At 73.6% G+C, this 6730-nt stretch carries 6 protein-coding genes; 4 read left to right on the forward strand and 2 right to left on the reverse strand.

The genetic code is table 11. From position 1 onward, the window contains the following. Nucleotides 1–19 precede the first annotated feature (19 nt). Nucleotides 20–916, reverse strand: a complete 897-nt coding sequence (locus tag HTZ82_RS10155; protein ID WP_175408988.1) for a hypothetical protein — start codon at nucleotides 914–916, stop codon at nucleotides 20–22. 49 nt (nucleotides 917–965) lie between these two features. Here HTZ82_RS10155 and HTZ82_RS10160 point away from each other — a divergent pair, with 49 nt between their 5' ends. From HTZ82_RS10160 to ilvD, 4 genes are all read left to right on the forward strand, one after another. Beyond that, nucleotides 966–1895 carry a Ppx/GppA phosphatase family protein gene (locus tag HTZ82_RS10160; RefSeq protein ID WP_175408989.1) on the forward strand — a complete coding sequence of 310 codons (930 nt, stop codon included), beginning with the start codon at nucleotides 966–968 and terminating at the stop codon, nucleotides 1893–1895. A gap of 233 nt (nucleotides 1896–2128) precedes the next feature. Beyond that, a complete protein-coding gene (locus tag HTZ82_RS10165; protein ID WP_175408999.1) occupies nucleotides 2129–2932 on the forward strand; it encodes a sugar phosphate isomerase/epimerase in 804 nt (267 codons plus the stop codon). Beyond that, complete coding sequence (locus HTZ82_RS10170; protein WP_175408990.1) at nucleotides 2929–3546, forward strand: TetR family transcriptional regulator; 618 nt, start codon at nucleotides 2929–2931, stop codon at nucleotides 3544–3546. Before HTZ82_RS10165 ends, HTZ82_RS10170 begins: the two co-directional genes overlap by 4 nt. A 122-nt stretch (nucleotides 3547–3668) precedes the next feature. Then, a complete protein-coding gene (gene ilvD, locus HTZ82_RS10175; RefSeq protein WP_175408991.1) occupies nucleotides 3669–5522 on the forward strand; it encodes a dihydroxy-acid dehydratase in 1854 nt (617 codons plus the stop codon). 122 nt (nucleotides 5523–5644) lie between these two features. Here ilvD and HTZ82_RS10180 read toward each other — a convergent pair. Further along, the coding region (locus tag HTZ82_RS10180; protein ID WP_175408992.1) for a PQQ-binding-like beta-propeller repeat protein at nucleotides 5645–6730 on the reverse strand (1086 nt) is incomplete at its 5' end.

A 6730-nucleotide genomic window follows, 5' to 3' on the forward strand; every position in this document is an offset into this window, starting at 1 on the left:
CCCCCCCGCAGCCGCCGTCCTACCGCGCCGGATCCGCCGGGTGCGGGGCCACCAGCGGGAGCTGCGACGCGAGCCGCGCCTCGCACAGCCCGACCAGCACGTCGTACGCCGCCTTGCCCATCAGCTCGGTCAGCTCAGGCCGGTACGTCACGTACACCGGCTCGCCCGCGCCGTGCGCCGACGTCGCCGACGTGCACCACCAGTGCAGGTCATGGCCGCCCGGACCCCAGCCCCTGCGGTCGTACTCACCGATCGACACCTGGAGGACCTTCGTGTCGTCCGGCCGCTCGATCCAGTCGTACGTACGCCGGACCGGGAGCTGCCAGCAGACGTCCGGCTTGGTCTCCAGCGGCTCCTTGCCCTCCCGCAGCGCCAGGATGTGCAGCGCGCACCCGGCACCGCCCGCGAAGCCCGGCCGGTTCTGGAAGACGCACGAGCCCTTCCAGCGCCGCGTCTGCCGCTCACCGTCCTCGTCGAGCTGCACCCAGCCGCTCTCGGCGCCCACGTCGTGGAACTGCCACAGCTCCGGCGTGAGACGGGCCACATGCGTCGCGACCCGCTGCTCGTCCTCCTCGTCCGAGAAGTGCGCGCCCAGCGTGCAGCAGCCGTCGTCCGCCCGGCCCGCCTGGATGCCCTGGCAGCCGCTGCCGAAGACGCACGTCCACCGCGACGTGAGCCACGTCAGGTCGCAGCGGAAGACCTGCTCCTCGTCCGCCGGGTCCGGGAACTCCACCCACGCGCGCGGGAAGTCGAGGCCCTTCTCGTCGCTCACGTCCTCGCCGCTCACGTCCTGGGTGCCCGGGACGTCCGAGGCATCCCGGGCATCCGGAACCATCGCCACCGCGCCCTCCCGGGCCTTGTCGCGCTTCTTGCCGGCCCCGGATTTGCCCGGCTTGGCCTTCTTCGTCTTTGGCACAGCTCCAGCGTATGCGGAGCCCGCCCACCGACGGGGTTAGCGTTCAGGCATGAGACTCGGAGTCCTCGACGTCGGTTCGAACACGGTGCACCTGCTGGTCATGGACGCGCACCCCGGCGCCCGGCCGCTGCCCGCCCACTCGCACAAGGCGGAGCTGCGCCTCGCCGAACTGCTCGACGCGGACGGTGCGGTCGGCGCGCCGGGCGTCGACCGGCTCGTCACGATCATCGGGGACGCCGTGCACACCGCCGAGGAGAAGGGCTGCGAGGCCGTCCTCCCCTTCGCGACCTCCGCGATCCGCGACGCCTCCAACGCCGACGCCGTCCTCGCGCGCGTGCAGGCCGAGACCGGCGTCGACCTCCAGGTGCTGACCGGTGAGGAAGAGGCCCGGCTCACCTTCCTGGCCGCCCGTCGCTGGTTCGGCTGGTCCGCCGGCAAACTGCTGCTCCTCGACATCGGCGGCGGCTCCCTGGAGATCGCGTACGGCATGGACGAGGAGCCCGACGCGGCCGTGTCCCTGCCGCTCGGCGCCGGACGGCTCACCGCCGGCTGGCTGCCCGGCAACCCGCCGGACCCCGCCGACGTGAAGGCGCTGCGCCGCCACGTACGGGCGCAGATAGCGCGGACGGTCGGTGAGTTCGCGCGGTTCGGCAGGCCCGACCACGTCGTCGCCACGTCCAAGACGTTCAAGCAGCTCGCCCGCATCGCCGGCGCGCCCGGCTCCGGCGAGGGCCTCTACGTGCAGCGCGTCCTGAGTCGTACGTCACTCGAGGGCTGGGTCCCGAAGCTCGCCGCCATGACCGTCGAACAGCGCCGCGACCTGCCCGGCGTGTCGGAGGGCCGGGCCGCACAGCTCCTGGCCGGGGCGCTGGTCGCGGAGGGCGCGATGGACCTGTTCGGGGTCGAGGAGCTGGAGATCTGCCCCTGGGCGCTGCGCGAGGGCGTCATCCTGCGCCGCCTCGACCACCTCCCCGAGTGACAGTTCGGGCCCGTACGCTGTCCCTCGTGGCAGAACGAGCGGCGGAGGAGTCGGCGGCGGGCCCGACCGCGGAACGGACCGCTGGACGGACCGCTGAACGGCGTGCGTCGAGGCGGCAGGAGCGGCGAGAGCGCCAGCAGCCCGCGGGGACGACAGTGCCGACACGGCCGGCGGGGCCGGCGGAGCACCGGGAGCCGGCGGCGCGGCCGCACGAACCGGCCGCGGAGTCCGTCCTGCGCGTCCCCGACGCGAAGATCGCCCTGTCCACGGCCTCGGTCTACCCCGAGTCGACCGCCACCGCCTTCGAGGTGGCCTCCCGCCTCGGCTACGACGGGGTCGAGGTCATGGTGTGGACCGACCCCGTCAGCCAGGACCTGGAGGCGCTGCGCCGCCTCTCCGACTACCACCAGGTGCCCGTCCTCGCCGTCCACGCCCCCTGCCTGCTGATCACCCAGCGCGTCTGGTCCACCGACCCGTGGGTCAAGCTCCAGCGCGCCCGCGCCGCCGCCGAGAAGCTCGGCGCGTCGACCGTCGTCGTGCACCCGCCGTTCCGCTGGCAGCGCCAGTACGCGCGCGACTTCGTCACCGGCATCTGGCGGATGGCCCACGAGACGGACGTACGGTTCGCCGTCGAGAACATGTACCCGTGGCGCTACCGCGACCGCGAGATGCTCGCGTACGCACCCGAGTGGGACGTCACCAAGGACGACTACCGCCACTTCACGATCGACCTGTCCCACACCGCCACCGCCCGCACCGACGCCCTCGCCATGGCGTCCCGCATGGGCGACCGCCTCGGCCACGTCCACCTCGCGGACGGGCGCGGCTCCGCGAAGGACGAGCACCTGGTGCCCGGCCGCGGCACGCAGCCGTGCGCCGAGCTCCTGGAGCACCTGGCCCGTACCGGCTTCGACGGGCACGTCGTCATCGAGGTCAACACCCGGCGCGCCATGTCCGCCGCCGAACGCGAGGCCGACCTCGCCGAGGCCCTGGCCTTCACGCGGCTGCACCTGGCGTCGGCCGCCCGCGTCCCGTGACCGGCGCCCCACGCGCGCGTAGGGGCCGCGGCCGCCCGCCCGCCGCGGAGCGCACCGAGGGCCCCGGCGCCCGCGAGCGGATCCTGGAGGCCGCCCGCACCGAGTTCGCGGAGCGCGGCTACGACAAGACGTCCGTCCGCGGCATCGCCAAGGCGGCCGGGGTCGACGCCGCCCTCGTCCACCACTACTTCGGTACGAAGGACGAGGTCTTCGCGGCCGCCATCGAGGTGTCCTTCGAGCCCGCCCTGGTCGTCCCGGCCGTCCTCGGGGCGGGCCCCGAAGGCATCGGCGAGCGGCTGGCCCGCTACTTCATCGGCGTCTGGGAGAACCCCGCGACCAGGACCCCGCTCCTGGCGATCATCCGCTCCGCCCTCACCCACGAGGCCGCCGCCAAGGTGCTGCGCGGCTTCGTGCTGCGCCGCATCCTGGAGCGGGTCGCCGCCGAGCTGCGCGTACCCGACCCGAAGTTCCGGGCGGAGCTGGCGGCGTCCCACATGATCGGCATCGCGATCCTGCGATATGTGATCAAGGTGGAGCCGCTCGCGTCGGCCGACCCGGACGCCATCGTGGCGATGGTGGCCCCGACCCTCCAGCGGTACCTCACCGAAGCGTGAGCATCGCGTCCCGCTATCCGGACGAACTGTCCAGATCTTGGAGCAGCGGCGTACGCTCGTAGACGTCAGATCTCTCTGACCAGATCTCTTTTCAGATCTCTTTGTTTGAGGAGCGAGCGACGATGCCCGAGCTGAGGTCCCGCACTGTCACCCACGGCCGCAACATGGCGGGCGCACGCGCCCTTATGCGCGCCTCCGGTGTAGCGGGCGAGGACATCGGCCGCAAGCCCATCATCGCCGTCGCCAACTCCTTCACGGAGTTCGTCCCCGGCCACACGCACCTCCAGCCGGTCGGCCGGATCGTCAGCGAGGCCATCAAGGCCGCGGGCGCCATCCCGCGCGAGTTCAACACGATCGCCGTCGACGACGGCATCGCCATGGGCCACGGCGGCATGCTCTACTCGCTGCCCTCCCGCGACCTGATCGCGGACAGCGTGGAGTACATGGTCGAGGCGCACTGCGCCGACGCGCTCATCTGCATCTCCAACTGCGACAAGATCACCCCCGGCATGCTGATGGCCGCGCTGCGCCTCGACATCCCGACGGTCTTCGTCTCCGGCGGCCCCATGGAGTCCGGCCGCGCCACCCTCGTCGACGGCACGGTCCGCACACTCGACCTCGTCGACGCCATCTCGGACGCCGTCAACGACAAGATCTCGGACGAGGACATCCTCCGTATCGAGGAGAACGCCTGCCCGACCTGCGGATCCTGTTCCGGCATGTTCACCGCCAACTCGATGAACTGCCTGACCGAGGCCATCGGCCTCTCCCTCCCCGGCAACGGCTCGGTCCTCGCCACGCACACCGCCCGCAAGGCGCTGTACGAGAACGCCGGGCGCACGGTCGTCGAGCTCACGAAGCGCTACTACGAGGAGGGCGACGCGTCGGTCCTGCCGCGCTCCATCGCGTCGTTCGCGGCGTTCGAGAACGCCATGGCCCTCGACATCGCCATGGGCGGCTCCACCAACACGATCCTGCACCTGCTGGCCGCCGCCCAGGAGGCGGGCGTCCCGTTCGGCCTGGAGGAGATCGACGCCGTCTCGCGCCGCGTCCCCTGCCTGGCGAAGGTCGCGCCGAACGTCGCCAAGGACCGCACGTACTACATGGAGGACGTGCACCGCGCCGGCGGCATCCCCGCCCTCCTGGGCGAGCTGCACCGCGCCGGCCTCCTCAACGAGGACGTGACCTCCGTGCACAGCCCGTCCCTCGCGGACTGGCTGAAGACCTGGGACGTGCGCGGCGGCTCCCCGTCCGCCGAGGCCGTCGAACTGTGGCACGCGGCACCGGGCTGCCGGCGCTCCGCCGAGGCCTTCTCGCAGTCCGAGCGCTGGGAGGAGCTGGACGAGGACGCCGAGGGCGGCTGCATCCGCTCCGCCGAGCACGCGTACTCCAAGGACGGCGGCCTCGCGGTGCTGAGGGGCAACCTCGCCGTGGACGGCTGCGTTGTGAAGACGGCCGGCGTCGACGAGTCGATCTGGACGTTCGAAGGCCCCGCCGTCGTCTGCGAGTCGCAGGACGAGGCCGTCGAGAAGATCCTCAACAAGCAGGTCAAGGACGGCGACGTCGTCGTCATCCGCTACGAGGGCCCCAAGGGCGGCCCCGGCATGCAGGAGATGCTGTACCCGACGTCGTTCCTCAAGGGCCGGGGCCTGGGCAAGACCTGCGCCCTGATCACCGACGGCCGCTTCTCGGGCGGCACGTCCGGCCTGTCCATCGGCCACGCGTCACCGGAGGCGGCGAGCGGCGGCACGATCGCCCTGGTCGAGGACGGCGACCGCATCCGCATCGACATCCCGAACCGCGCGATCGAGCTGCTCGTCGACGACGCCACGCTCGACGCCCGGCGCGCGGCGCTGAACGGCGTGTACGCGCCGAAGAACCGCGACCGCAAGGTGTCGGCGGCCCTGCGCGCGTACGCGGCGATGGCGACGAGCGCCGACAAGGGCGCGGTCCGGGACGTCACGAAGCTCGCCTGAGGCTCTGCCCTGCCAGGCGCCCGGCACCCGGCGCCCGGACGACCCGGTCCCGCGCCGGCCCCGGCGCCCTGCCCCAGGGAGCAGTACGAGCAGTACGAGCAGTACGAGCGACCCGGTGCGGTTCACCACCGCGCCGGGTCGTCCGCCTCCACGGCGAAGACCGACCCGTCGGGCGCCGACGCGAACACCTTGCCGTCCGTGACGACCGGCGCCGGCAGCAGCGGCGCGAGGCCCCCGCGCCCGCCCGCCGCCATACGCGGCGGGGTCTGCCCGGCCAGCACGCCCCGCGTGGCGTCCACCGCGAGCAGCCGCCCGTCGCCCGCCGACAGCACGACGTGCCCGTTCGGCGCGACGACCGGCCGTGACACGCGCGCGGCGCCCGTCTCCAGGCGCCACCGTTCCGTACGCCCGTCCAGGTCGACCGCCGTGAGCGCCCCGCCGGACCCGACGACGTACACCGTGTCGCCGTCCACCGCCGCCTGCGCCTGGTCCACGGCCGCGGTGAGCGCCACCCGCCGCCGGCTCCGGTCGCGGGTGTCGAGCCGTACGACCGCGTCCGTGTACTGCTCCTTGTCGGCGGACAGCAGCACGAGCGCGTCCGCCGTCGCCTGTACGGGGGTGAGGGAGCCCTTCAGCCGCTCGCTCCAGCGGACCGTGCCGTTCGCCGGGTCGACGGCGGTGACCAGGGTGGACGCCCCGTCGGCGGCGACGGCGGCCGCGAAGACGGTACGGGCCGGGGCGCCGCCGCCGGCAGGGCCCGCCACCCACTGGGCGCCGCCGGCGGCCAGGCGCTTCGTCCAGCGCTCGACGCCGGTCGCGGCGTCCAGGGCCCGCACGCGGCCGTCGGCGAGGACGGTCAGCACTGTGCCGTCGCTGTGCACGACCTGCGCGTACGCCCCGAGGCCGACGCCCCACCGCACGGCACCGCTACCGGGGTCGAGCGCCTCAAGGCGGGCGCCGCCCCCGCTCGCCGCCCCGGGGCTGACCGTGTGCAGCAGCCCGCCGTTCGGGACCAGGGCAGCGGCCTCGTCCGGGGCGGCGTCGGGCGCGCCGGAGGGCACGGACCAGGCCCGCGCCCCGTCGACGAGCCGCAGACGGGCCGCCTTCACACCGGGCGCGGCGCAGTAGAGCGCGGCGTCGGCCACGGCGCATACGGGCGGCCGGGTGCCGATGGCGCCCTGGGCCGCGCCGCCGGAGCCGGCCGCGTC

The organism is Streptomyces sp. TRM64462, from assembly GCF_013362995.1.
Taxonomy (GTDB): domain Bacteria; phylum Actinomycetota; class Actinomycetes; order Streptomycetales; family Streptomycetaceae; genus Streptomyces.

What these genes read in the sequence shown, in the direction of transcription:
- HTZ82_RS10160 (WP_175408989.1), top strand. Translation starts at nt 966, where the DNA reads ATGAGACTCGGAGTCCTCGACGTCGGTTCGAACACGGTGCACCTGCTG.
- ilvD (WP_175408991.1), top strand. Translation starts at nt 3,669, where the DNA reads ATGCCCGAGCTGAGGTCCCGCACTGTCACCCACGGCCGCAACATGGCG.